Origin of the sequence: Moorella glycerini, assembly GCF_009735625.1 — a bacterium.
In the GTDB taxonomy this organism is placed as follows: Bacteria; Bacillota; DSM-521; order Neomoorellales; family Neomoorellaceae; genus Neomoorella; species Neomoorella glycerini.
In genome coordinates, this window is record NZ_CP046244.1 from 1,920,479 (window position 1) to 1,947,063 (window position 26,585).

Genomic DNA, 26,585 nt, shown 5'->3' on the forward strand with positions numbered 1-26,585 from the left:
CGGTGCCTTTAGGTGCTGGCCTTTTTTACGAAAGGGAGTGACCGTAAGAAGTTATGGATGCCAGGCAGGACAATAAAATGAATAATGGACCGGCAAGTGGGGAAAGGGAAGAAAGGCTGACCAGGCCGGGAGAACCGCCTGCCGGAGAAGCAGGGGAAGGAGCAGGGCAGGAAGCCAGCGGCGGACCAGCGGGGGCTGGGGAAAAACCGGTCGAGGAAAATAACGAGACGGCCGGAGAAGCCAGCCAGGAAGTATTAACCCGCCTCCAGGCGGAGCTGGCCGCTAAAGAGGAAGCTTTAGCCGGGCTGCAGCAGCGCTATTTGCGCCTGCAGGCCGATTTTGACAACTACCGCAAGCGTACCCGCCGCGAGCAGGAAGAACTGACCCGGCTGGCCAATGCCCGGCTCATTGAGAGCCTCTTGCCCGTCCTGGATAACCTGGAGCGGGCCCTGGCAGCAGCTCCAGGAGCGGAAAAGCAGGCCCTGGAAACCGGGGTGGAGATGACCCTGCGTCATTTAAAAGAAATCTTAAGCCAGGAAGGGCTAATGCCCGTAGCCGCTCTGGGCCAGCCCTTTGATCCTGAAGTTCACGAAGCAGTAGCGCGGGAAGAAACACCGGAACCGGATAAAATAAACCTGGTGGTGGAAGAGTTCCGCCGGGGTTATACTTTGTATGGCAAGCTCATACGGCCGGCCATGGTCAAAGTGGCGGTAGCGGCCGGTGCCACAGAACAGGAAACCAAACAAGAAGCTGGAGAACAGGAGGTAGATCACAATGGGTAAAGTAATCGGTATCGACCTGGGTACAACCAACTCCTGCGTAGCCGTCATGGAAGGCGGGGAAGCAGTAGTCATCCCCAATGCGGAAGGCGGCCGCACCACGCCTTCCGTAGTGGCCTTTACCAAGGACGGCGAGCGGGTTGTCGGCCAGGTAGCTAAACGCCAGGCCATCACCAATCCCGACCGGACCGTCATGTCCATTAAACGCCATATGGGCACCAATTATAAAGTTAAAATCGATGACAAGGAATACCCAAGTTCGACAGTTGCTAGGTGAATAATAAGCGCAACAGCTTGTCGCGCAAGGGTTTCAGGGTTCGGCTTTTGGGGCGCGTGTTACTAGGGACCCTTTCTGGCCTTTGTTTCGACCGCGATTATTTGCGGCGGTTCCTTTATCCCAAGGGTCTTGAAGATATGCTGCTGTGGCGGGGTTGTTTCCGTCCTTTGGAGTATCCTGCCCTCAGGACCAACAAATTCGCCCAGGTGCATGCGTTCCAGGGTCTGGCGGATGTTCCGCCAGCTATCCTGCACTTTCGTTTCAGCTACCCGGATTAGGAGCAGTCCCAGCCAGCACAGGAGGACATGGGCATGGATGCGGTCGCTCAGGCGATGATAAATAGGCCGCAGCTCTAAGGACTGTTTCATGGTACGGAAGGCGTCTTCTACTTCGAGAAGCTGCTTGTAGCCGAGGGCCACGTCTTCCGGGCTTAAAGTATCGTCCGAGGTCCGTAACAGGTATTTGCCGTCCAGCTTTTCTTCGGCTTTCACCTTGGCCATATCGATATACGGTTGCCCTTTCTTGTCGGTCTTGAGATAGCGGCCATAGGTGGGATGGGCGATAAGCTGGCAGCAGGCTTTGGTATGGGGTTCGCCTTTAAGGTCGCCGATGGCTTTTAGTTCTTCCTTGAGGCGGGTCAATATTTTCTCCCGCTCAAGTCTGTCTTTTTCTGCTTCTTTGGGGTTGCGGACCAGGATATAGCGTACCCTTTTTTCACCGTCGCCGACGATAACTTCTTTGACTTCAAGGTTATCTTTGACGGTTTTGTAGCGGCCCGGTCTGGTCAGGGCTTCTTCTACGGTTTCTTTGCCGCTGCGCATCTTTTCGCCGGCAATATAGTGGCCACCGGCACGCTGGAGGTAGCGAAGGTTATCTTCCGAAGCAAAGCCGCGGTCGACAACGGTGATGACCCGGCCCAGTTGCCAGCCCACCAGGTCCTTTTTGACTTGCTCGATTACCGCCATATCGGCGGTGTTCCCGGGCCAGACCCAGCAGCGTACTGGGAGGCCTTCCCTGGTGACCGCCAGGCCGATTACAGCCTGCGGTAAATCCGGCCGGTGGTCCTTGGAGTTGCCTTTACGCCGAAGGTGCTGCTTATGGTCCTCCGGATTATCCTCCTCTTCCACTTCAAAGTAGGTGGAGGTGGTATCGAAGTACAGGAGATCTACTTCCAGGTTAAAGAGGTGGGCCACGGCGAAGAAGATATCCTTTTGTATCTCTTCCGCAGCCTCCAGTAAGAAGTCCATGGCCCGGTAAAGGTGTTGCACCGGTACCTCCGGGAGGCCGGGAATGAAAACGTCGTGGCTGACCCAATCCTCGGTCTTAAGTTTACTGGCCGGGTGCAAAGCCCGGTTGGCTACCATGGCGAAGATGGCCCGTTCGACCGGATTCTGGAACTTACGTTTGGCCAGCAACCTGACTAAAACGTCGCTAATACCCAGCCGGTTCCACAGTTCGTTTAATACCCAGGCGCCGCCCATAGGCCGGCTGGAGACAAATTTCAGGGGAGTGCTGCCGTTTAACTCTCCTTGGGTGCGCAAAACCTCTTCCGGTCCCAAAAAACGCGTAATACTCTTTACCAGGCGGACCAGGGCTTCCCGGTCTACATCCTCTTCGCGGCCGAAGTTGAATAGTACTTTGGCTTTCGGATAGCCGGCTTGGGGGTCCCAGACGTTGTGGGCAAGCTGGATATAACGGACAACAGAGCCGTCCTTGTTTTTGCGGGAAATAGTTCTTATGTACATGTCTATATTATAGCGCATGTACTACATAGCCATCAAGCTCTAATTCCGGAATCGTGTGCCTATGTGATTTTTGATTTTTGAGCTCTCCCAAGAGCGGGAAACGTTGATTTATAAGGTTTCTTCATCTGAAAAGCAGCCATTTTTGCCTAGCAACTGTCGAACTCGGGGAATACACACCCCAGGAAATCTCGGCCATGATCCTGCAAAAGCTGAAGGCCGACGCGGAGGCCTACCTGGGAGAAAAGGTGACCCAGGCGGTCATCACGGTACCGGCCTACTTCACCGACAGCCAGCGCCAGGCTACCAAAGACGCCGGCCGCATTGCCGGCCTGGAGGTTTTAAGGATTATCAACGAGCCGACGGCTGCCTCCCTGGCCTACGGCCTGGATAAAGAAGAAGACCAGACCATCCTTGTTTATGACCTGGGCGGCGGCACTTTTGACGTTTCCATCCTGGAACTGGGGGACGGCGTCTTTGAAGTCAAGGCCACCAGCGGTAATAACCGCCTGGGCGGCGACGACTTTGACCAGCGGATTATGGACTACCTGGTAGACATCTGCCGCCGGGAGCACGGGGTGGACCTGAGGCAGGATAAAATGGCCATGCAGCGCCTGAAGGAAGCGGCGGAAAAAGCTAAAATCGAGCTTTCCAGCATGACCAGCACCAACATTAACCTGCCCTTCATCTCGGCGACGCCCAGCGGCCCCATCCACCTGGATGTAAATCTCACCCGGGCCAAGTTTGAAGAATTGATAGCCGACCTGGTAGAAAAGACCGTCGGTCCCACCAGGCAGGCCCTGGCTGACGCCGGGCTGGAGCCCAAGGATATTGACAAGGTGTTACTGGTAGGCGGCTCCACCAGGGTGCCTCTGGTCCAGGAGACGGTGCGCAAGATCCTGGGCAAAGAACCACACAAGGGTATTAACCCGGATGAGTGTGTCGCCCTGGGCGCCGCCATCCAGGCCGGGGTCCTGGCCGGCGAGGTCAAGGACGTCCTGCTCCTGGATGTTACCCCGCTGTCCCTGGGTATTGAAACCCTGGGCGGCGTGTTTACGAAAATAATTGAACGTAATACCACCATCCCGACGTCCAAGAGCCAGATCTTTTCCACCGCCGCCGACAACCAGACCATGGTGGAAATCCACGTCCTCCAGGGCGAGCGGGCCATGGCCGCCGACAATAAAACCCTGGGCCGTTTCCAGCTGACGGGTATCCCCCCGGCGCCCCGGGGTGTACCCCAGATTGAAGTCAAGTTTGATATCGACGCCAACGGCATCGTGCACGTCTCGGCTAAAGACCTGGCTACCGGTAAACAGCAGGCCATAACCATTACTTCTTCCAGCGGCCTCACAGAAGAAGAAATCCAGCGCATGGTTAAGGATGCCGAGGCCTATGCCGAGAGCGACCGCAAGCGTAAAGAGGAAATTGAAACCAGGAACCAGGCGGATTCCCTCATCTACCAGGCCGACCGCACCCTGAAGGAGTTTAAAGATAAAGCCGACAAGGCCGACGTGGACCGCATCGAACAGGCGAAGAAAGAACTCCAGGACGTCCTGGATAGCAAGAATACAGCTAAGATCAAAGAAAAGATGGAAGCCCTTTCCCAGGCCCTCTATGCCCTGACCACAAAAGTGTACCAGCAGGCCGGTGCCCAGGCCGGCGGCGGGGCCCAGGGTGGAACCGGTCCTACCGGCGGGGCGCAACAGGACGGCAATGTCTATGATGCCGACTACAAAATCGTCGATGACGACAAGAAATAAAAACCGGTGACCAGCCATGGCCAAGCGCGATTATTACGAGGTCCTGGGGGTTTCCCGGGACGCCTCCGAGGCGGAAATCAAGAAGGCTTACCGCCAGCTGGCGCGCAAGTACCACCCGGATATGAACCCGGGGAATAAAGAGGCCGAAGAAAAGTTCAAAGAGGTCCAGGAAGCCTACGAAGTCTTGAGCGACCCGGAGAAGAGGGCCCGCTACGACCAGTTCGGCCATGCCGGCATGGAGACGGGCGGGCCCGGCTTCGGCGGTTTTGACTTCGGCGGCGCCGGTGCTGATTTCGGAACCTTTGGCGACATCTTTGACATGTTTTTTGGCGGCGGTTTTGGCCGGACAGCCAGGCGCCAGGGTCCCCAGCGGGGCGATGACCTGCGCCTGGATATAGAAATTTCCTTTGAAGAAGCCGCCTCTGGCGGGGAAAAGGAAATCGGCGTACCGCGCCAGGAAAAGTGCCCTGCCTGTGACGGCAGCGGCGCGGCGCCCGGTACCAGGCTTAAGACCTGCCCCACCTGCCACGGCACCGGGCAGGTCCGCATCTCCCAGAGTACCCCCCTGGGACATTTCCAGACCATACGCACCTGTCACCACTGCCACGGCCAGGGGACCATTATTGAAACGCCCTGCCCCACCTGCCGCGGCCGGGGTGTAGTGCAGCGCACCCGCAAGATAAAGATCAAAATTCCCCCGGGGGTGGATACCGGTGCCCGCCTGCGTATGGCCGGCGAAGGCGAGAGCGGCATCCGCGGCGGGCCGCCGGGCGACCTCTATGTCTATATTAACGTCCGGCCCCATCCCTTTTTCCGGCGGGACGGTTATGATGTCCTCTGCGAGGTGCCGGTAACCATGGTCCAGGCGGCCCTGGGCGACAGGATCCTGGTGCCCACCCTGGACGGTAAAGCCGAACTCAATATCCCCGCCGGCACCCAGAGCGGGGCCACCTTCAGGCTGAAGGGCAAGGGCATCCCCCGCTTGAACGGCGCCGGCCGGGGTGACCAGCATGTACGGATTCATGTTGAGACGCCTACCAACCTTAATGAAAAACAAAAGGAGCTGCTGCGGGAGTTCGGTCGCCTGTATGGCTGGGAGCCTAAAGGCGCCAGGGAGCAGGATAAAGGCTTCTTTAAGAAAGTAAAGGATGCCTTCATGGGATAACTTTATAAATATCCCTGCAGGGCTGCCTGGCAATCTTCAAAAGGCCTGAAACCGGCGCAGCCGGTTTCTACGAGGCAACCGATCTCCGACTTCCTGTATCCAACTTCTGTGCAGGGGGTGAGCCGTTATGGCCCACCATTTTTTTCTGCCTGCCCTGATCGTTCCCAGCGAACCGGTCATCCTGGAGGGGGAAAACGCTCATCACGCCCTCCGCGTCCTGCGGTTGCAGGTGGGAGAAACTATATCTCTGGCCGATAAAAGCGGCCGGGGGTACCTGGCGGAAATCGTAACCATCCACAAAGACCGGCTAATTGCTTCTATTAAGGCCCCCCTGGACAGCCCGGAGCCGCGGGTAAAAGTGACCCTCTACCAGGGCTGGCCCAAGGGGGATAAAATGGATTTTATCATTGAAAAATGTACAGAATTAGGGGTAGCCCGGATTGTCGTCCTGGTTACGGAACGTTCCATCCCCCGGCCGGACCCGGAGGCCTGCACCCGGCGCAGGGAACGCTGGCAGCAAAAGGCGCAGGCAGCAGCCCGCCAGAGCCGCCGGCACCTGATCCCGGCGGTGGACGGCCCCCTGGAACTGCAGGCAGCCCTGGCCGGGCTTAAACCCGGTACCCTGTTGCTGGTCCCCTGGGAAGAAGAACGCTCCCGTGACCTCAGGTCAATACTCCCTGCAGTCCCGGAGGAACAGGAACTGGCCCTGCTTATTGGCCCCGAAGGGGGCTTGAGCCGGGTGGAAGTTGACCTGGCCCGTAAATTTGGCGGTTTACCCATCACCCTGGGTCCCCGCATCTTGAGGACAGAAACGGCCGGCCTGGTCTGCCTGGCCGCCATCATGTACGCCCTGGGGGAGCTGGGGGGCTGACGCCCCCTTCAGGGAGACATGAAAATTCATCTGGGCGTTAGGATGGGGATATGTCCCGGAGCCGCGAATAGTGGAGCGCCGGTAACAGGACAGGTGAGGTGAGGCAACCGCTGCCGACGCCGAGGACGCCTGAGCGTACCTATGTGAGGGAACAACGTAATCTCATAGAAGGAGTAAAGTTTGCGGAACCAGGAGCCTGTTCATGGGCAATCCGCAGGCGGCGAGCAGCGGTCCGAACCGAGCCGTAGTCCTGTCGGCGCGTAACTCCTGAGCGGCGCAGGGACATATCCCCACCAGAAGGAACCATTTCTGGCGGAGAACCCTATTTTCGGAGGATTAGAGGTGAAACTCGTGCCCTCACCTCGGGTAGCCCTGGTGAGCCTGGGCTGCAAAGTCAACCAGAACGAACTGGAAGCCATCAAGCACCTCTTCCGGGCGGCCGGCTACGAGATCGTGCCCTTCCCGGAAAAGGCCGACGTCTACGTCGTCCACACCTGCACCGTCACCCACATCAGCGACCGCAAGTCGCGGCAGCTGATCCGCCGCGCCGTCCGGGCCAACCCGGAGGCAGTGGTGGTTGTTACCGGCTGCTATGCCCAGGTAGCCCCGGGGGAGGTGCTGGCTATCCCCGGCGTCGATGTGGTAGTCGGCACCCGGGAGCGGCAGCGGCTGGTAGAACTGGTGGCCAAGGCCAGGGAGGAAGGTGCCCCTGTTAACGCCGTCCGCGCCCACGAACCCGGGGAAGCCTTTGAAGAGCTGCCCCTGGTGGAAGTAAGCCGGGCCCGGGCCTTCCTCAAGATCCAGGAAGGTTGTGAGGAATTCTGTACTTACTGCATCGTCCCTTATGCCCGCGGGCCGTTGCGCAGCCGGGCACCAGAAGCGATCCTGGCCGAGGTGGAGCGCCTGGTAGCTGCCGGGTACCTGGAAATCGTTCTCGCCGGCGTCCACACCGGCGCCTATGGCCGTGACCTTCCCGGGGGGATAGACCTGGCTGGTCTTTTGAAAAGAATCGTCCAGATACCAGGGCTGCAGCGCCTTCGCATCAGCTCCATTGATCCCCTGGATTTTACTCCCGCATTAAAGGCCGTGCTGGCGGGGGAAGAGGTTATCTGCCCCCATTACCACATTCCCCTCCAGAGCGGTGATGATAACATCTTGCAAAAAATGGGACGCCGTTATACCGGCCATTTCTACCTGGAGTTAATCGCTTCCTTACGCTCCAAACGGCCCCGGGCGGCCTTTACCAGCGATGTCATGGTCGGCTTTCCCGGGGAAACGGAAGACCAGTTTCAAAATACCATGGCAGTAGTCAAGGAAGCGGCCCTGGCCGCCATCCATGTTTTTCCCTATTCCCCCCGCCGGGATACCCCGGCGGCGGCCATGCCCGGCCAGGTGGCCCCGGGGGTAAAAAAGGACCGGGAACGGCGGCTCCTGCAGCTGGGACGCCGCCTGGCCCGCCAGTATGCCCGGGAATTTTTAAACGAAACCCTCACGGTACTGGTAGAAAGGCCCCTGCCCGGTCAACCGGGTGTTTTCGAAGGCCATACCGGCAATTACCTGACGGTAGCCTTTGCGGCAACAGGTGACTTAACAGGACGGCTGGTCCCGGTCAGGCTGCAGGAATTACGGGGAGGTTTAATCTGGGGCAAATTAGAAAAAGATGTTAAGGACGAGCAGGAAAATAGCCCTGGAGGGAGAAATTAATATTAAGCCTAGTATTAAGAAGGGAGCAACACACGTGGCCGAGGAATGCATCTTTTGTAGAATAGCCGGGGGTCAACTCCCGGCAGAAGTGGTTTACCAGGATGAGCAGGTGGTAGCCTTTAAAGATATCCGGCCGGTGGCCCCGGTACATATTTTAATTATCCCCAGGAAGCATATACCTGATCTGACGGCCATAACCCCGGAAGATAAAGAGCTGCTCGGCCATATCCACCTGGTGGCGGTGCAAATTGCCCGGGAACTGGGCCTGGCCGGGCGCGGTTTTCGCCTGGTAAATAATTGTAAAGAAGAGGGCGGGCAGGTTGTTTATCACCTCCATTTCCACCTTCTGGGAGGGCGGCAACTGCGGATCCTGGGTTGACGCTTAAAAAGGGATAGAGTATAATTAAATTCATGCTGAGCTGTTGAAGGCAGCGTCCACCGGGCTGGCGGGGGGAGGGAAGCAAGGGTTGAGCGAGGTTAAAATTGGCAAAAATGAATCCATTGATGCCGCTTTAAAGCGATTCAAGCGCATTTGCCAGAAGGCAGGCATTCTTTCGGAAGCCCGGCGCCGGGAACATTACGAAAAACCCAGCGTCAGGCGCAAGAAAAAATCCGAAGCGGCTCGCAAACGCCGCTGGCATTAACAGAGGTTAGAAGTCGGAATTCGGAGAACGGATGCTGGTAGGGACTGGCTGGAGCCAGTTCCTGATTGAACCCAAACGCTGCTGTTTTCCTCTCCTCCCGAAGCCTTAAAGGCGGCACGATAGTCGCACATGATATATACCCGGTGGCAGCTTTCGTGGAGATATCTGCCCGGTCCTGCAGGACCGGGTTTTTTTGCGGTCTTTTTTGCCCTGCCTTTGCATAAAGTATTGGCAGGAGGGGACAGGATGGGGAAAAATCGTTCCCGGCGCAGCTGGATGGACAGGGCCCGGCGGCTGGAGAGAGCCATTACCGATTATTTAGAGTTACCGGCAGACGCCGTCCTGGACCTGCCGCGCCTCACCCTGCTGGGCAATAGCCGGCTGGTAGTGGAAAACCACCGGGGCATCAGCGAGTACCAGCCGGACCTGGTACGCCTGCTACTCAGTACCGGCGAACTGGAGATCAAGGGGACAGGCATGCTCCTGCGGGAGATCAAACCGGACGCCATCGCCCTGGAAGGTACCATCCAGTCCCTGAGATTTTTGTAATTGTTTTCACATGGGAGGAAGAAACCGGTGGCCTGGCGAAACTGGCTGGCTTACCTGGAGGGCTATCTGGTACTTACCGTCAGCGGTGACGACCCGGAAGGCTTTCTCAATCTAGCCCTGGCTCAAGGCATCAGCCTCTGGGATATCACCCGGAGCAGGAGCGGCAGCCTCCAGGCAAAAATGCCGGCCCGCGAATACCGCGCCCTGCGCTCCCTGGCCCGGCAGAGCCGCTGCCGGGTCCGTATTGTGGACAAGCGGGGCTGGCCCTTTTTCAGCCGCCGCCTGCGGGGACGGCAGGTACTACTCCTGGGCAGCCTTTTCTTTTTGCTGGCCATCTACCTCCTGTCCACCTTTATCTGGGTGGTGGACGTCAGGCCGGAAAACGGGCCGTTACGCCGGGTAACGCCGGACCAGGTCCTGGCCGCGGCCCGTGCGGAGGGGCTAAAGCCCGGTGCCAGGAAAAGCGCCCTGGATACCCGTATCCTGGAGTATGCCCTGGAGCGCCGTTTGCCCCAGTTGGCCTGGGTAGGTATCCGCTTCCATGGTACCAGGGCCGAGATCACCGTGGTGGAAAAGGCAGCCCCTCCCGGGGAGGAAGCCGTCGACCGGCCGGCCAGCATCATTGCCGCCAAAGACGGGGTAATAAAGGATATCCTGGTCGTTAATGGCGAGGGCAGGGTAAAGGCCGGTGATACGGTCCGGCAAGGAGAAATACTAATTTCAGGTTTGATCCTGCCCCCCCGGCCGGAAAAAAAGCCGGGAGAAGCAGCTCCTCCTGAGCAGCCACCGCCTCAACCCCGCCTGGTCCGGGCCCGGGGCATTGTGCGGGCCAGGGTCTGGTATGAAGGGGAAAAACAGATCAACCGTCGCCAGGTCCAGGAAGTGCCAACCGGCCGGCAGCAGATGGCGGTAATGGTCCAGACACCCGGCCACTGCTATATCTTGAAAGGACCACAACGTCCTCCCTATACCAATTACCGCCAGGAAAATAAAGTTGTGGCCCTGCCATCGTGGAGGAATTTTACCCTGCCCGTCGAACTCATCATTACGACCTATTATGAAGTCCAGGTCCGGTACCGGCAGCTTACTTATGAAGAGGCAGTAAGGGCTGCCGGCCAGCAGATCCTGGCGGAACTCAAGGAAAAGTTACCCCCGGGAGCCAGCATTACCGGGCAGAAGATAGTTCCTTTGACCAAAGCTGAAGATGAGGTAGTTCGGGTCCGGGCCTGGGTGGAAACGGAAGAGGACATCGGCCGGGTTGTTCCCCTTAGCGGGACTGGTTAAGCAGGAAAAACAAGCAAAACGGTAGCCTTTACGCTGGCGCCTGTATATGTTAAAATAGACTGATTAGCATCATAAAGGAGTTGATGGATAAAGCCTTGACAACCAATTACGAAACCAGGCTGACTGTTGGTAGCAATGGCGAGGCCGTCAATCTTTTTGGCCACCAGGATGAAAACCTGAAATTTATTGAGAGCCATACCTCAGCCCGGATCGTAGCCCGGGGGAATGAACTGACTTTAAGCGGGACGCGCCAGGAAGTCGAGGAACTGGAAAGACTATTCCGGCAGTTAATTAAACTGGCCCGTTCCGGCACGACCATTAATACAGCAACCATTAACTACACCTGGAACCTGGTCCGGCGCCAGGATGACATGGCGGGCAAGACCGACCTGGCCCAGGCCCTGGGGGAAGTACTTTACGTTACTCCCCGGGGCAAACAGATTCGCCCCAAAACCCTGGGGCAGCTCCGCTATGTCCAGGCCATGCGCCGTTATGATATTGTCTTCGGCATCGGCCCGGCCGGTACCGGGAAAACCTACCTGGCAGTAGTTATGGCCGTCAACGCCCTGCGGTCCCGCAGTGTGGAGCGGATAATACTCGCCCGGCCGGCAGTTGAGGCCGGGGAAAAGCTGGGCTTCCTGCCCGGCGACCTGCAGGAGAAGGTTAACCCCTATCTGCGGCCCCTCTACGACGGCCTTTACGATATTTTAGGTATGGAAACGGCACAAAAGTATATGGAAAAAAATATTATAGAAGTAGCGCCCCTGGCCTATATGCGGGGGCGCACCCTGGATGACGCCTTCATTATCCTGGATGAAGCCCAGAACACTACTTCCGAACAGATGAAGATGTTCCTGACCCGCATTGGCTTTGGCTCCCGGGCCGTCATTACCGGTGACGTTACCCAGGTAGACCTGCCCCGGGATACAACCTCCGGCCTGGTAGAAGCCCAGCGGATCTTAAGGGGTATTGACGGCATCGCCATTGAGTATCTAACCGAAGCCGATGTCGTCCGCCATCCCCTGGTACAGGAAATTATTAAAGCATACGAGAGGAGTGACCGGATGTGCCATGGCAGCGGCTAGAATGGTTAATGCACCCGCTGCTGGTCCGGCTTGGTCCTAAATTTTTAAGATCCAGGGTCATCTGGGGGATGGCCCTGTTTGCCGTTGCCGTAACCATTACGGCCCTGGATTACCTGCCGCAAAAGCTGGATTTAAAAGTGGGGCAGCCCAGCCCCCAGGATTTCAAGGCGCCCCAGGGCATTGTTTACGAAAGTGAGGTTTTGACGCAAAAGGCCAGGGAAGAGGCGGCCCGGCAGGTAACTCCCGTTTACCGGGTGGACAGCTCGGTGGAAGCTGCTCTGACCGGCCAGGTAGATAATATTTTCCAGTCGCTAAGGGAAATTAATAATAGTACAAGTGACAGCAACGAAAGGGTGGCCCGTTTAAAGGCCCGGTTAAGCCACTTAAAATTAACGGCACCCACCCTCCAGGCCCTGGCGGCAGCCGATGCCACTACCCTCAATAACCTGGCCGGCATTACCAGGAATATTGTCAACCAGGTAATGGGCGAAGCTGTACCCCAGGATGCCGTGAATATCGCCCGGGACAAGATGCTGGCTGCCGTAGAGACGGCAGGAATAGAGACCCGCTATAAACCTGTAGTGGCAGCTATTATCCAGCAGCTGGAATTAAAACCCAATCTCATCTATGACGTTGCCGCTACCATGCAGAAGCGGGAGAAAGCTGCCGCCGAGGTGAGCCCGGTCCAGGTAACCATCCGCCAGAATGAAAAGATCGTCAGCGATGGCGAACTGGTAACGGCGGAAGATATTGAAGCCCTGCAAAAACTCGGCCTGCTGCGCTCCGGGGCTTCCTGGGGCGCGCTTTTTGGCCTGGTCTTTTTCCAGGCCCTCCTGGTAGCCCTGCTGCTCCTGTATTTACGCTTTTTTAAACCGGGTATTTATAACAGCAACCAGCTGTTACTATTGCTGGGTCTTTTATGGCTGATCTTCCTTGTTTTTTCCCGGGGCGTAGCGGCCATCAGCCTGGGCAGCCGGGCAGAATTTACCCGCCTGGTGGGATATCTCATGCCGGTAGCTGCCGGCTCCATGCTGGTGGCCATCCTGCTGGATGCCCAGGTGGCCGTGATTTTTACCTTCTTCCTGGCCCTGGAGGCCGGGATCATCGGCGGCAATCTCTACCAGTTTACGGCCATGGGCGCCGCCAGCGGCCTGGTGGGTATTTACTGTGTCACCCACTTAAGCCAGCGTTCGGATCTCGCCCGTTCCAGCCTCTTTTTAATGCTGGCCAACCTGTTAAGTGTTGTCGCCCTGGGACTGATGCTCAAGTCCACCCTGTCCCAGTTGAGCATCGCCGCGGTCCTGGCCCTGGCCAATGGCCTGCTTTCAACGGTTTTAACCATCGGCTTCCTGCCCTTTCTGGAGAACAGCTTTGGCATTACCACGGCGGTGAAGCTCTTAGAGCTGTCCAATCCTAATCATCCTTTGTTAAAGCGCCTGCTCCTGGAAGCCCCGGGGACCTACCACCACAGCATCCTGGTGGGGAACCTGGCCGAGGCGGCGGCCGATGCCGTGGGGGCCGATTCCCTCCTGGCCCGGGTAGGGGCCTATTACCATGATATTGGGAAGCTAAAGCGGCCCTACTTTTTCATTGAAAACCAGGTGACGGCGGAAAACCCCCATGACCGGCTGGCACCGACTTTAAGTACCCTGATCATTTCCTGCCATGTCAAAGACGGCCTGGAAATGGCGCGGGAGTATCGCCTGCCCCGGGTTATCCAGGATATTATTGCCCAGCACCACGGCGCCAGTTTGATGACCTATTTCTACCACAAGGCCCGGGAAAGCGGCCGGGGAGACAGCGTCAGTGAAGACGACTTTCGCTATGAAGGTCCGATACCCAGGAGCAAAGAAGCCGCGATAGTCATGCTGGCCGACAGCGTGGAGGCCGGCATCCGTTCCCTGCCCAAACCCACACCGGGCCGCATGGAGGGTTTCGTGCGCAAGATTATCCGGGAAAAGCTGGAGGACGGCCAGCTGGAGGCGAGCGATTTAACGTTCCGGGAACTGGCGGTTATCGCCAAGGCCTTTATGCGCGTCTTAAACGGCATCTTCCACACCCGGGTGGAATACCCGGAAGTGGTCCTGAAGGAAATGGAAAGGAGAAAAAGCCGTAATGGAGTGCTCCATAAACAATCAGCAGGATGATTACCCCCTGGGAGAGGAACTAATATCCTTGCTGGAGAAGGTTCTCCAGGAGGCCGCCGCTATGGAGGGAGTGGACCCGGGAACCGAGATAGGCCTGACCCTGGTTGATGACGCCGCCATCCAGGACCTCAACCGGACCTACCGGGGTATTGATGCCCCTACCGACGTCCTTTCCTTTGCTTTAGAAGAAACAGGCCCCGGGGAACCTGCTTTTGTTGACCCGGGGGTGGACAGGCTCCTGGGAGATATCGTTGTTGCGGTACCCACAGCCGCCCGCCAGGCGCAAAACTATGGCCATTCCCTGGCCAGGGAACTGGCTTTTCTCACCGTCCACGGTTTCCTGCACCTTCTTGGCTATGACCACGGTACAGAAGAAGAAGCCGCCAGGATGGAGGCACGCCAGGAAGCAATACTCGCCAGGATGGGGCTGGAGCGGTAATGCTGGTCAAGTTCCGGGCCGCCCTGGCCGGAGTCCTCTACTGCCTGCGGACGCAGATCAATATGGTCATTCACCTGGCAGCCATGGTGGCCGTCATAGGGGCCGGCTGGTATTTCCAGGTCCAGCCCTGGGAATGGGTAGCACTGACCATAACCATCACCCTCGTCCTGGCTGCCGAGGCCTTCAATACAGCGGTAGAAGTGACCATAAATCTCTATACTGGCAAATACCATCCCTTAGCGCGCATCGCCAAGGACGTCGCCGCCGGGGCCGTTTTAATTACCGCCCTGGGGGCGGTAGCCGTGGCTTATTTCATTTTTGGCCCGCGCCTGGGACTTTAGGAGGATCTGGCCCTTGCGTCGTTTGCGCCGTTTCTTTCTCACCGGAGTTATTGTGACGCTACCCGCGGTAGCAACCATTTACGTGCTATGGCTGGTCTTTAATTTCCTCGACCAGCTGGCAGGGAAGGTAGTAATTTTACTCCTGGGCCAGCGCATTCCGGGGCTGGGGCTGGTGGTCACAGTAACTGTGGTAATAGTTGCTGGTTTCCTGGCCACCAATTATATCGGGCGTTTCCTCTTAAACCTGTGGGATGAACTCATGTACCGCATCCCCCTGGTCAATTCCATTTACCGTACCGTCAAGCAGATGGTAGAAGCCATCTGGCGGGAAGACAAAAAGGCCTTTCAAAAGGTGGTAATGATCGAGTATCCCCGCCATGGTATTTTTTCTTTAGGCTTTTTAACCGGCCCGGCCCCGGCCGAGGCCAGCATGCGGGCTGCTGCCGACCTGGTAAACGTATTTATTCCCACCACCCCGAATCCCACTTCCGGTTTCCTGCTCATGGTACCTGCCGAGGATGTCGTCCCCCTGGATATGCCGGTGGAAGATGGGATCAAGCTGATTATCTCCGCCGGGGTAGTAGGGCCGGCGGGGCGTACTGCAGCTGCCGGCGGCGGGATAGGCTGGAGCCAGCTTTTAAAGGGCCTGGCCGCGGAGGGTACGGTAAAGGATGCTGGCCGGCGGGGCGGGCGGGGTACCGTCCAGCAGGCCCCAGGCGGCCAGGAGTTCCTTTAACCCCCTGGTCAGGGGATAGGTAGTTACTTTGTGCAGGGGTACCCAGCAGGCGGCTGCGGCATCGGTGGCCGGGCATAAGCTCCCGCTGCGGTATTCGGCCCAGAAATCAATCAGGACGTAATGGTATTTAACCCGGCCGCTGCCATCGGTATAGATGCTGTCCAGGACGGCAATGGGTGGCCCGGCAGCTACCCTGATGCCGCACTCTTCCAAAACTTCACGTTCCACAGCCTCCTGGGCCGTTTCCCCCGTTTCCTGGCCGCCACCGGGCAGGCTCCATAAACCTGCCGCCGGCGGTGAACCCCGGCGCACCAGCAAGATATGACCTTCCTTAATGACCACCGCCCCTACCCCCACAACAGGGTGGGGAGGATAGGTTCGTTTCATTGCTTCACCCTTTTCAGCCATCTTTTTCCCATTCTTTCTCAGGGATTCCTGCTTTGCGGCTCCTCAAAACCTAAAGAGCGTAGACGCCGGATTAACTCTCGCCTGCTTTAATATTATATCCCAGGGTAAGAGGGCGGGGCCAGTATTTCGTTAAAATTGACCTCTAACTTAACTGAATGGTAAAATTAGATAGGGAGGAAACCTCAGTGGCCTGTAATCCAGAAGATTTAATAGCCATGGCAGCCGGGGCTAAAGAGAAGGCCTACGCGCCTTATTCCCGCTTTCCGGTGGGCGCGGCCCTGCTTACGGCCGGGGACAAGGTCTATACCGGCTGCAATATTGAAAATGCCTCCTACAGTTTGACCATTTGCGCCGAGCGGGTGGCCCTGTTCCAGGCCGTGGCTGCCGGCGAACGGGAGTTTGTCGCCCTGGCTGTCGTTGGCGGGGACCTCACAGCGTGTTTTCCCTGCGGTGCCTGCCGCCAGGTACTGGCCGAATTTGCTCCGGAGCTGGAAATTATCACCGGCCAGCCAGGTGGTCCCGTTCACCGCCGCTCACTCAAGGAGCTGTTGCCGGATACCTTTACCTTGAAATGAGGTGCCTGATTCCTTGACCGCGGATTACGTTTCCGGCTTTGCCGGGCTCATCGGCCGCCCCAATGCCGGTAAATCCACCCTCTTAAACCGGCTGGTGGGCCGCAAAATCGCCATCATGTCCGATAAGCCCCAGACGACCCGCAATAAGATTTTAGGGGTGCTGACGACAGACAGTTACCAGATCGTTTTTTTAGATACTCCCGGCATCCACAAGCCCCAGCACCAGCTGGGGGAGTATATGGTAGCCGTGGCCCGGAACACCCTGGCCGAAGTCGATGTCATCCTGTACGTGGTCGACGCTGCCGTTTCACCCGGGGCCGGTGAGGAATATATCATCGCGCAATTAAAAGAGGTGGCTACCCCCAAAATCCTGATCCTCAATAAAATTGACCTGGTGGATGCCGCCACCCTGGCGCAACGGGAGGAATTTTTCCGGGCCCGCCTGGATTTTAAAGCCGTCCAGGCGGTGTCGGCCCTGGCAGGTACCAATGTAGCCGACCTGCCGGAGTTAATCAGCCCTTTCCTGCCCCCGGGACCCCAGTATTACCCCCCGGAAATGGTCACCGACCAGCCGGAGAAATTTGTCATGGCCGAGTTGATCCGGGAACAGGTCCTCCGGGTTACCAGGGAAGAAGTCCCCCATGCGGTGGCCGTGGTGGTTGAGGAAATAGCCGGGCGCCCCAATGACTATCTCTACGTCGACGCCGTGATCTACGTGGAAAGGGATTCCCAGAAGGGTATTATCATTGGCCAGGGAGGGCAGCGGCTGAAAGAGATTGGCACCGGGGCCCGCCGGGAAATGGAAGCCCTTTTGGGCAGCAAAATTTTTTTAAACCTGCGGGTGCGGGTAAAGAAAAACTGGCGCCAGCAGGAACTGGCCTTAAGGCAGCTGGGTTATGATCGCCGGCTCATCCAGTAGAACCCTGGTATAAGACCCGGCATTCAGGCCAGCCTAATAAGTACCTGACCAGTAGGAGAAACCCGGAAAGGATGACACCCATGAAAATAAGCGAAGCATGGTGGCACCTGTTTACCCTGACGGGCAGTATCGAGGCCTACCTCCTTTACCGTGGCATCCTGGAACCGGTTGCATCCTCCCCGCCGGCAGCCGGCAAATCATACGGCGGGAAATACGGCTTTTTGTGTATCCTGGAACCGGATGGCTCGCCACCGGCAGCAACCAGCCCGCCGGGTACCAGCAGCCCGCAGCAAGGTTGAGGTTAGCTTCCGGCTGGGCAAGGGGGCCGGCTCCGGAGCCAGGGATTAAAATTTAGCCAGGGTGGTCAAAGTTCTTCCGGAGGTCATCAAAATGGCGGGTTATTTCCGGGCCGAAGGCATAGTCCTGAAAAGCAGGGACTACCAGGAAACAGACCAGCTACTGACAATTTTAACTCCCAGCCACGGCAAGGTAGACGCCATCGTAAAAGGGGTGCGTAAACCCAAAAGCAGCCTGCGCAGCGGTACCCAGCAGCTCTGCCGGTCCCGCTTTTTATTTTACGCCGGTAAAAGCCTGGCCACCGTCACCCAGTGTGAGGTGCAGTCTATCTTTGCCCCTTTACGCCAGGACCTGAGGCGCCTGGCCTATGCTTGCTACCTGGTGGAGATAGCCGACAGCGTCGTCATGCCCGGCCAGGTGAACCCTGCCATGTACAACCTTTTAAAACAGGGGCTGGAGCTGCTGGCCGGGGTGCCGCCGGGCCTGGTGGCCCGGGCCTTTGAAGCCCGGACGTTAAAAATCCTGGGCCTGGAGCCCCGCCTGGACCGCTGCGCCTCCTGCGGGGGGCCTTTAAGGAGTACCGGGCGGGTAATCGTAGCCCCAGCCGCTGGCGGTACCATTTGCCCGGACTGCCGGGGCCGGGAGGGCCCGGAGTACCAGGTAATGCCGGGCAGTATAAAGATCTGGCAACAGTTAAATCATATGAACTGGCGGAATCTCCAGCGATTGCAGATCAGCCCTTACCTCGCCCGGGAACTGGAGGAAATTATGCCCGCCTTTTTGGAATACTATTTAGACAGGAAACTGAAATCCCGTGCTTTGATTAATGAAATAGGGGGCAATGATGATGACGGAACTGGAAAAAATCGACCAGTTGCGCGAGCGCTTAGGATTAAGTTACCGGGAAGCCAGGGAGGCCCTGGAGCGGGCCGGCGGTGATGTCCTGGAGGCCCTGGTCCAGTATGAAGAGAGTACCAGGGAAGGGCTGCAGAGGGAACTGGCCGGCTGGAGCGGTAAACTGGTGGAACGCATTCGCAGCATCCTGCGCCAGGGTAATGTCATGCGGATTAAAGTCAAGAAGGACGGCAAAACCGTGGCTGAAATACCGGCAACCGTGGGCGCCCTGGGGGTCTTAGGTGTCCTGGCCAGCAGCGAACTGGCCATCCTGGCCGGTTTGAGCACGGTAGCGGCCCTCTTTAACCGCTATACCCTGGAAGTAGAGCGGCGTGACGGCCAGGTGGAAGAACATCCCCTGGATGTAGAGAACCAGGTTGACAAGTAGAGGAGGTTTTGCTAAATTATTGTCATGTGAGGCTGGCCAGGGGCCGGCCGCTATGTTGCCACGAAAAGTTAGCTCCCGTCCCTGGCAGGGCGGGGGCTTCTTTTATTAAGAGGGGAGTAATTCACTTGAATTTCCAGGAACTCATCATGACCCTGCAGCAGTACTGGGCGGCCCGGGGCTGCGTTATCCAGCAGCCCTACGACCTGGAAAAAGGAGCCGGCACCATGCAACCGGCTACCTTTTTACGGGTACTGGGACCGGAGCCCTGGCGGGTAGCCTATGTCGAACCCTCCCGCCGGCCTACCGACGGCCGCTACGGTGAAAACCCCAACCGCCTCCAGCATTACTACCAGTACCAGGTCATCTTAAAGCCCTCCCCCGACGATGTCCAGGATTTATACTTAAAGAGCCTGGAAGCCATCGGCATCAATCCCCACGAGCATGATATCCGCTTTGTTGAGGATAACTGGGAATCTCCTACCCTGGGCGCCTGGGGCCTGGGGTGGGAGGTCTGGCTGGATGGCATGGAGATCACCCAGTTCACCTACTTCCAGCAGTGCGGCGGGTTTGACTGCCGGCCGGTGAGCGCCGAGATTACCTACGGCCTGGAACGGCTGGCCATGTACATCCAGCAGGTGAACAGCGTCTTTGATATTGAATGGGTAGACGGCATCACCTACGGTGACATCCACCACCAGGCAGAGGTTGACTACTCCCACTACAACTTTACCGTGGCCGACATCAGCATGCTTTTTGCCCTTTTTAATGCCTATGAAGCTGAAGCCAGGCGGGTGGTGGAACAGGGCCTGGTCCAGCCGGCCTATGACTATGTCCTCAAGTGTTCCCATACCTTTAACCTCCTGGATGCCCGGGGGGCCATCAGCGTTACCGAGCGGACGGCCTACATCGGCCGGGTACGCCACCTGGCCCGCCTGTGCGCCGCTGCGTATCTAGAGCAACGGCAAAAACTGGGCTATCCCTTGCTTAAGGGAGAGGGTGGGGTCATGGCGCCGTCAAGCCCTTCCCCTGCAGCTGTAGTCTCCGGCCAGGACCGCAAAGACGCCTTTGATGTTAAATAATACAAGAAACTGGCGCAGCCAGTTTCGTCAAAATGCCTGACTTCCGACTTCCTGCTTCCGATTTCCGTTTATGGAGGGATAGCCCGTGGCCCGCGACCTTGTATTTGAAATAGGCACCGAAGAGATTCCCGCCCGCTTCATGCCTCCGGCCCTGGAGCAAATGGCCGCTCTGGCCGGGCAGCTTTTACAGGAGTACCGCTTAAAATACCAGCAGGTAACAACATACGGTACCCCCCGCCGGCTGGCCCTTTACATAACCGGCCTGGCTGAAGAGCAGGAGGAACTGGTGCAGGAAATCAAGGGGCCACCGGTCAAAGTGGCCTTTACCGCTGACGGCCAGCCCACGAAGGCCGCCCTGGGATTTGCCAGGAACAACGGCGTGCCGGTGGAGGAACTGGTCACCCGTAAATTTAACGGCGGGGAGTATGTCTTTGCCGTTAAGAAAGAAGCCGGGCGGCCCGCCCGGGAAGTCCTCCCGGACCTGCTGGCGGCCGTAGTTGACGGCTTAACTTTCCCCAAACCCATGCGCTGGGGCTCCCTGGAGATGCGTTTCGCCCGCCCCATTCGCTGGCTCCTGGCCCTCTTCGGGGAGGAGGTCGTCCCCCTGGAGCTGGCCGGTCTCACCTCCGGCCGCGTAACTTACGGCCACCGCGTCCTGGCCCCCGGTCCCCATGAAGTGCCGGCTGCTCCCGCCTACCTCCAGGTCCTGGAGCAGAATTACGTCCTGGCCGACCAGCACCGCCGCCGGCGGCTGATCTGGGAACAGATTACTCAACTTGCCGCCCGGGAAGGAGGCCGGGTGGAGGAAGACCCCGATTTGCTGGAAGAGATCAATTACCTGCTGGAATACCCCACCGCCCTGGCCGGCCGCTTTAACCCGGAATACTTAAAGCTCCCCCGGGAAGTGGTCATTACCCCCATGCGCGACCACCAGCGCTATTTCCCCGTATGGAATAACCGGGGCGAACTCCTCCCCCTGTTTATTACCGTCCATAACGGTACGGCCGGGCACCTGGATACCATCAGCCGCGGCAATGAAAGGGTGCTGGCAGCCAGGCTCGCCGACGCCGCTTTCTTTTACCGGGAAGACCAGAAGACACCCCTGGCGGCCAGGGTGGCTAAACTGGAGGAAATTGTCTTCCAGGAAAGCCTGGGGACCATGCTGGCCAAGACCCGGCGGTTGATGCGGTTGAGCCGGATGCTGGTCCGGACCCTGGACCTGCCGGGGGAACTGGCCCCGGTGGTCGAGCGCACGGCGGAGCTGGCCAAGGCCGACCTGGTAACCTCCATGGTCTATGAATTCCCCGAACTCCAGGGGATTATGGGCTCCTATTACGCCGCCCACGACGGGGAGGCCCCCGAAGTCTGCCAGGGTATCCGCCAGCACTACTGGCCGCGCTTTGCCGGCGACCGCCTGCCCGATTCCCTGACGGGCATGGTCGTGGGCCTGGCCGACCGCCTGGACACCCTGGTGGGCTGTTTTGGTGCCGGGTTAATACCGACCGGCTCCCAGGACCCCTACGCCTTGCGCCGCCAGGCCACAGGTTTGGTGACCATGGCCGTGGAACTCAATCTCAAGTTTTCCCTGGCCGGGGTCATTGCTGCCGCCTATGAAGGTTACACGGAGGGCGGCATCCGGCTGGCCCAGGATTTACCTGCCGTCCAGGAGCAGCTGGCCGGGTTCTGCCGCCAGCGGCTGGAGCATATCCTGGCCGAAAAAGGCATACGTTTTGATGTGATCCAGGCCTGCCTGGCTGCCGGCAGCGACGACCTGGCCGGTGTCTACCACCGCGCCCGGGATCTCAGCGCTTTCCGGGAAGAGGAAGGTTTTGCCGCCCTGCAGACGGCCTTCACCCGCGCCTTCAACCTGGCCCGCCAGGCGGGGGAAAGGTATGTCCTGCAGCCGGGAGCATTAACAGAGAAAGTGGAAATCGACCTTTACCGGGCCCTGGAACAGGCCCGCCGGCAGGCAGAACCCCTGCTCCGGGAAGGCAATTACCTGGGTGCGTTAAAGGCCATGGCTGCTCTACGAGAACCTATTGACGCCTTCTTTGACGGTGTCCTGGTCATGGCGCCGGAAAAAGAAGTTCGCAACAACCGCCTGGCCCTGCTCCAGGGGGTCGTGGACCTGGTTTTCCAGGTAGCCGATTTTTCCCGCCTGGTTCCCTAGCAGAAATTTTTTGATAAGCGAGAAGGAAAATGGCCGGGTATGTGGTATACATTACAAAGTATACAGGCAGGGGGGCCGGGAGGAGGGGTAAAAGGTGCAGCTTTCCCCGCGGCAACAGCAGATAGTGGCCATCGTTAAACGTTCCGGGCCCATTACCAGCCGGCAGATTGCCGAGGAGTTAAATCTTACCCGCGCCGCCCTGCGCCCGGACCTGGCCGTCCTCACCATGTCAGGCATCCTGGAAGCCCGTCCCCGGGTAGGCTATTTTTTAAGCAGCAAGCCCTCCCAGGCCCTGGTGGCGGAAGAGATTAAAAAAATCAAGGTGGGAGACGTCAAAGGACTGCCGCGGGTCATCAGGGCCAGTGCCTCTGTCTATGATGCCATCGTGAACATGTTTATCGAAGACGTCGGTACCCTGATGGTGGTCGACGAAGAAGGCCACCTGGAGGGTGTTCTTTCCCGTAAAGACTTGCTTAAAGCCGCCATTGGCGGCGGTAACCTGCAAAAGATGCCGGCCTCGGTGGTTATGACCCGCATGCCCAACATTATCTGCACCACACCGGAAGAATCCGTCCTGACAGCTGCCCGTAAAATAATTGAACACGAGGTCGATGCCCTGCCGGTGGTCCGCCCGGTGGACGGGCAGGCTAAAAAACTGGAGGTAATAGGCCGCCTGACCAAGACGACCATTACCAGGCTGTTTGTGGAACTGGGAGAAGGCAGATCTTAGCAAGGAGCTATATCCCGGCGGCCATCCATCGCCACCATCGCCAGGAGTCCATTTCTACCAGGCTTCCTGCCTCTGACTTCCGAGTAAAGGAGGGTTTACCATCGGCGTTATCTACGTTATTTCCGACTCCTTAGGGGAAACGGCCGAATATGTAGCCCGGGCGGCGGCCAGCCAGTTTGACGGCGGCGAGCTGGACATCCGCCGGGTACCCTATGTGACCGATGCCGAGCACCTGGAAGAGGTCATTAACGAAGCGGCCCAGGAACAGGGCATTATTGCCTTTACCCTGGTCCTGCCGGAATTAAAAAAGCAGCTGCTGGAACTGGCGGCAGGCCGGGGGCTGGCGGCCGTAGACCTGTTGGGCCCCCTGATGGATGCCATTGCCCGGGTGACGGGGGTGCAGCCGCGGCTGGAGCCGGGCCTCATCCGCCGCCTGGACGAAGATTATTTCCGCAAGATGGAGGCCATTGATTTTGCCGTTAAATATGACAACGGCAAGGATACCCGCGGCCTCAGTCACGCCGACCTGGTCTTGATCGGCGTATCCAGGACTTCCAAGACGCCGGTGTGTATGTACCTGGCCCACAAGCGCCTGCGGGCCGCCAATCTCGCCCTGGTACCGGAGGTACCCCTCCCGGAAGAATTGCTTTCCCTGCCGCCGGAAAAGATAATAGGGCTGACCATAGATGCTGAAAAGTTGTACCAGATTCGCCAGGAACGCCTGAAAACCCTGGGTTTGCCCGGGCAGGCCGGTTACGCCACCCGGAGCCGTATTGAGGAGGAGCTGGCCTATGCCCGTAAAGTGATGGAGCAGCTGGGCTGCCCGGTTATTGACGTTACCAATAAGGCCGTCGAAGAGACGGCCGGTAAAATACTCCAAATCTATTATCGGAGGGAAGGTTATGGCAAGTAAAAAGTATGTCTACCTGTTTAGCGAGGGTAGGGCCGATATGCGGCGCCTCCTCGGGGGTAAAGGGGCAAACCTCGCCGAAATGACCAACATCGGCCTGCCCGTGCCCCAGGGGATTACCATTACCTGCGAGGCCTGCAATGAATACAACCGCCTGGGCCAGCAGTTCCCGCCCGGCATGGAGGAAGAAGTTGCCGCCCGCCTGAAGGATCTCGAGGCCATTAACGGCAAAAAACTCGGCGACCCCCAGAATCCCCTGCTTGTCTCCGTCCGTTCCGGGGCACCCGTATCCATGCCCGGAATGATGGATACCATCCTGAACCTGGGGTTAAACGACGAGTCGGTAAAGGGCCTGGCCGCCCAGACGGGCGACGAGCGCTTTGCCCTGGACTGCTACCGCCGCTTCATCCAGATGTTTGGCAATGTCGTCCTGGGAATCGAACATAACAATTTTGAAGCTGTCCTGGAAAAACATAAAGAACGCCTGGGTGTCAAATTTGACAACGAGTTGACCCCGGAAGCTTTACGCGAGGTTATTGCCGAGTACAAGGATGTCGTCAAGAACCAGAGCGGCCGCGACTTCCCCCAGGACCCCCAGGAACAGCTTTACATGGCCATCCGCGCCGTCTTTGGCTCCTGGAACAACCCGCGGGCCATCGTCTACCGCAAGATCAATAAGATTCCCGATGACCTGGGTACCGCCGTCAACATCCAGACCATGGTCTTCGGCAACATGGGCCCCACCAGCGGTACCGGCGTGGCCTTTACCCGCAACCCGTCCACCGGCGAGAAGGGCGTTTACGGCGAGTACCTCATCAACGCCCAGGGCGAGGACGTGGTGGCCGGCATCCGCACGCCCAAGCCAATCAGCAGCCTGAAGGAAGAGATGCCGGAAGTCTACCGCCAGTTTGAAGACATCTGCCAGCTCCTGGAGAAGCACTACCGCGATATGCAGGATATCGAGTTTACCATTGAGAAAGGCAAGCTCTTCATCCTCCAGACCCGCAACGGCAAGCGCACGGCGGCTGCGGCCGTTAAAATTGCCGTCGACATGGTCAACGAAGGCCTGATTACCAGGGAAGAAGCCGTCCTGCGCGTCGACGCCGATCAACTGGGCCAGCTAATGCACCGCCGCATCGACCCAAAGGCCAAACTGCAGGTGGTAGCCAAAGGCCTGCCGGCCTCTCCCGGCGCCGCCTCCGGCCAGGTGGTCTTTGACGCCGATGAAGCCGAAAAAATGGGCCTCGACGGGCAAAAGGTCATCCTGGTGCGTACTGAAACTACCCCGGACGACATCCATGGCATCGTCCAGGCCCAGGGTGTGCTGACGGCCCGGGGCGGCATGACCAGCCATGCGGCCGTGGTGGCCCGGGGCATGGGTAAACCGGCCGTCACCGGCTGCGACGCCATTAAAATTGACGTCGAAAACAAGCGCTTCTTTATCGGCGACCTGGTGGTCAAAGAAGGCGACGTCATCTCCATCGACGGCTCCACCGGCAACGTCATGCTGGGCGAAGTCCCCTTGATTGACCCGCAGCTGACCGGTGAATTTGAAACCATCCTGGAGTGGGCCGACTCCTTCCGCCGGCTCAAAGTCCGCGCCAATGCCGACACGCCGGAAGACGCCCGCAGGGCAAGGGAATTCGGCGCCGAGGGCATCGGCCTCACCCGTACCGAGCACATGTTCATGCAGGTCGACCGGCTGCCTGTTGTCCAGGAGATGATCCTGGCTAAGACCAAAGAAGAACGCGAAGCAGCCCTGGCCAGGCTCCTGCCCATGCAGCAGGGCGACTTCTACGGCATCTTGAAGGCCATGGAAGGCCTGCCGGTGACCATCCGGCTTCTCGACCCGCCCCTGCACGAGTTCCTGCCCAATATTGAAGAACTGCTGGTGGATGTCACCCGCCTGCAGGCGACAAACGGCGACCCCAAAGAGCTGGAAGCCAAGCAGGCCCTGCTGCGCGAGGTGCGGGCGCGGCATGAGTTTAACCCCATGCTGGGTCACCGCGGCTGCCGCTTAGGGATCACCTACCCGGAGATCTACGCCATGCAGGCCCGGGCCATCTTCCAGGCCGTCGCCCAGCTGGTAAAGGAAGGGATCAAGGTCCTGCCGGAAGTGGAGATCCCCCTGGTCATCCATGTCAACGAGTTAAAGCGCCTCCACGAGCTGGTGGATGAGGTGGCCGCAGCGGTGAAAAAGGAAACGGGCGTCGACTTCGAGTACAGGGTCGGCACCATGATCGAAATGCCGCGGGCCTGCGCCACGGCCGATGAAATTGCCAGGGAAGCCGAGTTCTTCTCCTTCGGCACCAACGACCTGACCCAGACCACCTTTGGCTTCAGCCGTGACGACGCCGAAGGCAAATTCCTGCACCAGTATGTGGAAGAGAAGATCCTGAAAGAGGATCCCTTCATCGTCCTCGACCGTGACGGCGTGGGCAAATTCATGAAGATGGCCGTCGAACTGGGCCGCAGCACCAATCCCAAGCTGGAAGTCGGCATCTGCGGCGAGCACGGCGGCGAACCCAGCTCGGTGGAGTTCTGCCACCAGATCGGCCTCAACTACGTCAGCTGCTCACCCTTCCGGGTGCCGGTAGCCAGGCTGGCCGCCGCCCAGGCCGCTTTGAAGGAAAAGAAGGGCCAGCTGGAGCAAAAGGGAGAATAATAAGGTAGGATAACAGAGTAAAAG

General features: G+C 58.4%; 26 protein-coding genes and 1 pseudogene. 25 read left to right on the forward strand and 2 right to left on the reverse strand.

Features of this window, described 5'->3' with window-relative positions; all coding sequences use genetic code 11:
- Positions 1-53: 53 nt before the first annotated feature.
- Together grpE and MGLY_RS09385 are read left to right on the forward strand one after the other, a co-directional pair.
- The gene (grpE, locus tag MGLY_RS09380) at positions 54-782 is read left to right on the forward strand and encodes a nucleotide exchange factor GrpE (protein WP_211661846.1); all 729 of its coding nucleotides are present in this window, start codon (positions 54-56) and stop codon (positions 780-782) included.
- A pseudogene (locus MGLY_RS09385) lies at positions 775-1,050 on the forward strand (Hsp70 family protein); the annotation flags it as partial. The gene grpE and the pseudogene MGLY_RS09385, both read left to right, overlap by 8 nt.
- Before the next feature lie 68 nt (positions 1,051-1,118).
- Here the strand turns inward: MGLY_RS09385 and MGLY_RS09390 are convergent.
- On the reverse strand, positions 1,119-2,801 hold the full coding sequence (locus tag MGLY_RS09390) for an IS1634 family transposase (protein WP_422880104.1): 1,683 nt from the start codon (positions 2,799-2,801) through the stop codon (positions 1,119-1,121).
- A gap of 194 nt (positions 2,802-2,995) precedes the next feature.
- On the opposite strand from MGLY_RS09390, the gene dnaK reads away from it, so the two are divergent.
- From dnaK to MGLY_RS09455, 13 genes are all read left to right on the forward strand, one after another.
- Positions 2,996-4,561, forward strand: a complete 1,566-nt coding sequence (gene dnaK, locus MGLY_RS09395) for a molecular chaperone DnaK (RefSeq protein ID WP_422880090.1) — start codon at positions 2,996-2,998, stop codon at positions 4,559-4,561.
- A gap of 16 nt (positions 4,562-4,577) precedes the next feature.
- The gene (gene dnaJ / locus MGLY_RS09400) at positions 4,578-5,726 is read left to right on the forward strand and encodes a molecular chaperone DnaJ (protein WP_156273287.1); all 1,149 of its coding nucleotides are present in this window, start codon (positions 4,578-4,580) and stop codon (positions 5,724-5,726) included.
- 127 nt (positions 5,727-5,853) lie between these two features.
- The gene (locus tag MGLY_RS09405) at positions 5,854-6,597 is read left to right on the forward strand and encodes a 16S rRNA (uracil(1498)-N(3))-methyltransferase (protein ID WP_156273289.1); all 744 of its coding nucleotides are present in this window, start codon (positions 5,854-5,856) and stop codon (positions 6,595-6,597) included.
- Positions 6,598-6,948: 351 nt separating this feature from the next.
- Complete coding sequence (gene mtaB, locus MGLY_RS09410) at positions 6,949-8,301, forward strand: tRNA (N(6)-L-threonylcarbamoyladenosine(37)-C(2))-methylthiotransferase MtaB (protein WP_156276345.1); 1,353 nt, start codon at positions 6,949-6,951, stop codon at positions 8,299-8,301.
- Between the two features lie 34 nt (positions 8,302-8,335).
- Complete coding sequence (locus tag MGLY_RS09415; RefSeq protein WP_156273291.1) at positions 8,336-8,680, forward strand: histidine triad nucleotide-binding protein; 345 nt, start codon at positions 8,336-8,338, stop codon at positions 8,678-8,680.
- A gap of 88 nt (positions 8,681-8,768) precedes the next feature.
- Entirely contained in the window at positions 8,769-8,945 is a 177-nt protein-coding gene (rpsU, locus tag MGLY_RS09420; RefSeq protein ID WP_054937290.1) for a 30S ribosomal protein S21, read from the forward strand.
- Positions 8,946-9,191: 246 nt separating this feature from the next.
- Positions 9,192-9,494: a sporulation protein YqfC gene (gene yqfC, locus MGLY_RS09425; protein WP_211661847.1), complete on the forward strand. Its 303-nt coding sequence runs from the start codon at positions 9,192-9,194 to the stop codon at positions 9,492-9,494.
- Between the two features lie 27 nt (positions 9,495-9,521).
- Positions 9,522-10,778, forward strand: a complete 1,257-nt coding sequence (gene yqfD / locus MGLY_RS09430; protein WP_156273293.1) for a sporulation protein YqfD — start codon at positions 9,522-9,524, stop codon at positions 10,776-10,778.
- An 83-nt stretch (positions 10,779-10,861) separates the two neighbouring features.
- Positions 10,862-11,863: a PhoH family protein gene (locus tag MGLY_RS09435; RefSeq protein WP_156273295.1), complete on the forward strand. Its 1,002-nt coding sequence runs from the start codon at positions 10,862-10,864 to the stop codon at positions 11,861-11,863.
- A complete protein-coding gene (locus MGLY_RS09440; RefSeq protein WP_156273297.1) occupies positions 11,845-14,010 on the forward strand; it encodes an HD family phosphohydrolase in 2,166 nt (721 codons plus the stop codon). Before MGLY_RS09435 ends, MGLY_RS09440 begins: the two co-directional genes overlap by 19 nt.
- Complete coding sequence (gene ybeY, locus MGLY_RS09445; RefSeq protein ID WP_156273299.1) at positions 13,979-14,449, forward strand: rRNA maturation RNase YbeY; 471 nt, start codon at positions 13,979-13,981, stop codon at positions 14,447-14,449. The genes MGLY_RS09440 and ybeY overlap by 32 nt, the downstream gene beginning before the upstream one ends.
- Positions 14,449-14,790: a diacylglycerol kinase family protein gene (locus tag MGLY_RS09450; RefSeq protein ID WP_156273301.1), complete on the forward strand. Its 342-nt coding sequence runs from the start codon at positions 14,449-14,451 to the stop codon at positions 14,788-14,790. Before ybeY ends, MGLY_RS09450 begins: the two co-directional genes overlap by 1 nt.
- A 13-nt stretch (positions 14,791-14,803) precedes the next feature.
- A complete protein-coding gene (locus tag MGLY_RS09455) occupies positions 14,804-15,526 on the forward strand; it encodes a DUF502 domain-containing protein (RefSeq protein ID WP_156273303.1) in 723 nt (240 codons plus the stop codon).
- Here the strand turns inward: MGLY_RS09455 and MGLY_RS09460 are convergent.
- Positions 15,428-15,934 carry an NUDIX hydrolase gene (locus tag MGLY_RS09460; RefSeq protein ID WP_277997841.1) on the reverse strand — a complete coding sequence of 169 codons (507 nt, stop codon included), beginning with the start codon at positions 15,932-15,934 and terminating at the stop codon, positions 15,428-15,430. The genes MGLY_RS09455 and MGLY_RS09460 overlap by 99 nt on opposite strands.
- Before the next feature lie 185 nt (positions 15,935-16,119).
- Here MGLY_RS09460 and MGLY_RS09465 point away from each other — a divergent pair, with 185 nt between their 5' ends.
- The 10 genes from MGLY_RS09465 (at position 16,120) to ppdK (ending at position 26,561) form a co-directional block, all read left to right on the forward strand.
- Positions 16,120-16,509, forward strand: a complete 390-nt coding sequence (locus MGLY_RS09465; RefSeq protein ID WP_156273305.1) for a cytidine deaminase — start codon at positions 16,120-16,122, stop codon at positions 16,507-16,509.
- 1 nt (position 16,510) lies between these two features.
- On the forward strand, positions 16,511-17,428 hold the full coding sequence (gene era, locus MGLY_RS09470) for a GTPase Era (protein ID WP_246187297.1): 918 nt from the start codon (positions 16,511-16,513) through the stop codon (positions 17,426-17,428).
- Between the two features lie 71 nt (positions 17,429-17,499).
- A complete protein-coding gene (locus MGLY_RS09475) occupies positions 17,500-17,727 on the forward strand; it encodes a hypothetical protein (protein WP_156273309.1) in 228 nt (75 codons plus the stop codon).
- A gap of 61 nt (positions 17,728-17,788) precedes the next feature.
- Positions 17,789-18,664, forward strand: a complete 876-nt coding sequence (gene recO, locus MGLY_RS09480; RefSeq protein WP_211661848.1) for a DNA repair protein RecO — start codon at positions 17,789-17,791, stop codon at positions 18,662-18,664.
- Positions 18,573-19,007, forward strand: a complete 435-nt coding sequence (locus MGLY_RS09485; RefSeq protein ID WP_156273311.1) for a DUF4342 domain-containing protein — start codon at positions 18,573-18,575, stop codon at positions 19,005-19,007. The genes recO and MGLY_RS09485 overlap by 92 nt, the downstream gene beginning before the upstream one ends.
- A 125-nt stretch (positions 19,008-19,132) precedes the next feature.
- Complete coding sequence (glyQ, locus tag MGLY_RS09490; RefSeq protein WP_156273313.1) at positions 19,133-20,086, forward strand: glycine--tRNA ligase subunit alpha; 954 nt, start codon at positions 19,133-19,135, stop codon at positions 20,084-20,086.
- Between the two features lie 85 nt (positions 20,087-20,171).
- Positions 20,172-22,256 carry a glycine--tRNA ligase subunit beta gene (gene glyS / locus MGLY_RS09495; RefSeq protein ID WP_156273315.1) on the forward strand — a complete coding sequence of 695 codons (2,085 nt, stop codon included), beginning with the start codon at positions 20,172-20,174 and terminating at the stop codon, positions 22,254-22,256.
- 94 nt (positions 22,257-22,350) lie between these two features.
- Positions 22,351-22,986: a transcriptional regulator CcpN gene (gene ccpN, locus MGLY_RS09500; protein WP_156273317.1), complete on the forward strand. Its 636-nt coding sequence runs from the start codon at positions 22,351-22,353 to the stop codon at positions 22,984-22,986.
- A 118-nt stretch (positions 22,987-23,104) separates the two neighbouring features.
- On the forward strand, positions 23,105-23,899 hold the full coding sequence (locus tag MGLY_RS09505; protein ID WP_277997928.1) for a pyruvate, water dikinase regulatory protein: 795 nt from the start codon (positions 23,105-23,107) through the stop codon (positions 23,897-23,899).
- A complete protein-coding gene (gene ppdK / locus MGLY_RS09510) occupies positions 23,889-26,561 on the forward strand; it encodes a pyruvate, phosphate dikinase (protein ID WP_156273321.1) in 2,673 nt (890 codons plus the stop codon). Before MGLY_RS09505 ends, ppdK begins: the two co-directional genes overlap by 11 nt.
- Positions 26,562-26,585: the final 24 nt, after the last annotated feature.

What these genes read in the sequence shown, in the direction of transcription:
- grpE (WP_211661846.1), top strand. Translation starts at nt 54, where the DNA reads ATGGATGCCAGGCAGGACAATAAAATGAATAATGGACCGGCAAGTGGG.
- MGLY_RS09390 (WP_422880104.1), bottom strand. Translation starts at nt 2,801, where the DNA reads ATGTACATAAGAACTATTTCCCGCAAAAACAAGGACGGCTCTGTTGTC.
- dnaK (WP_422880090.1), top strand. Translation starts at nt 2,996, where the DNA reads ATGATCCTGCAAAAGCTGAAGGCCGACGCGGAGGCCTACCTGGGAGAA.
- dnaJ (WP_156273287.1), top strand. Translation starts at nt 4,578, where the DNA reads ATGGCCAAGCGCGATTATTACGAGGTCCTGGGGGTTTCCCGGGACGCC.
- MGLY_RS09405 (WP_156273289.1), top strand. Translation starts at nt 5,854, where the DNA reads ATGGCCCACCATTTTTTTCTGCCTGCCCTGATCGTTCCCAGCGAACCG.
- yqfC (WP_211661847.1), top strand. Translation starts at nt 9,192, where the DNA reads ATGGGGAAAAATCGTTCCCGGCGCAGCTGGATGGACAGGGCCCGGCGG.
- MGLY_RS09435 (WP_156273295.1), top strand. Translation starts at nt 10,862, where the DNA reads ATGGATAAAGCCTTGACAACCAATTACGAAACCAGGCTGACTGTTGGT.
- ybeY (WP_156273299.1), top strand. Translation starts at nt 13,979, where the DNA reads ATGGAGTGCTCCATAAACAATCAGCAGGATGATTACCCCCTGGGAGAG.
- MGLY_RS09450 (WP_156273301.1), top strand. Translation starts at nt 14,449, where the DNA reads ATGCTGGTCAAGTTCCGGGCCGCCCTGGCCGGAGTCCTCTACTGCCTG.
- MGLY_RS09460 (WP_277997841.1), bottom strand. Translation starts at nt 15,934, where the DNA reads ATGGCTGAAAAGGGTGAAGCAATGAAACGAACCTATCCTCCCCACCCT.
- MGLY_RS09475 (WP_156273309.1), top strand. Translation starts at nt 17,500, where the DNA reads ATGACACCCATGAAAATAAGCGAAGCATGGTGGCACCTGTTTACCCTG.
- MGLY_RS09485 (WP_156273311.1), top strand. Translation starts at nt 18,573, where the DNA reads ATGACGGAACTGGAAAAAATCGACCAGTTGCGCGAGCGCTTAGGATTA.
- ppdK (WP_156273321.1), top strand. Translation starts at nt 23,889, where the DNA reads ATGGCAAGTAAAAAGTATGTCTACCTGTTTAGCGAGGGTAGGGCCGAT.